At 62.9% G+C, this 482-nt stretch carries 1 pseudogene; it reads right to left on the reverse strand.

What is annotated here, in order from left to right:
- Nucleotides 1-482, reverse strand: a pseudogene (locus tag N8H74_RS29225) (type IV secretion protein Rhs); the annotation flags it as partial.

Raw genomic sequence — 482 nt, forward strand, 5'->3', positions numbered from 1 at the left:
CGTTCGCGGATCAGGTTGCCATAGGCGTCGTAGTCGTAGTGGCGGTCGCCCTGCATCAGCAGGCGGTTGCCTTTGATATGGCTCGGGCCGGGGCGGTCCTGCATCAGCAGGTTGCCGGCCGGGTCGTGGGCAAACGTTTCTGGGAGGTCGTCGCGGCTGTGGCGTACACGCGTCAGGCGGTTCAGGGCGTCGTAGTAGTACGCGCGCTGGCCATGGCGGCTGTCGGCGATGGATGCCAGGTTGCCGTTGACCGCGTAGTGGTAGTGGCGCAAGTACAACGTGCGGTTTTGCTGATGAACCGTGTGCGCCTGTAAACGGCCCTGTTCGTCGTGGTGATAGTGGCTGGTGAGTTGACCTTGCTGGCGTTCCCGTTCTCGGCCGAATTCGAACTGATGGCTGGTCAGCCGCGCACCATTGAGGTCAATGGCCGTCAGCGCCCCACCCTTGGCGTACTGGTAATCGAGCTTGCTGTTGTCCGGCAG

The organism is Pseudomonas sp. B2M1-30 (assembly GCF_025447575.1).
GTDB classification, from domain to species: domain Bacteria; phylum Pseudomonadota; class Gammaproteobacteria; order Pseudomonadales; family Pseudomonadaceae; genus Aquipseudomonas; species Aquipseudomonas botevensis.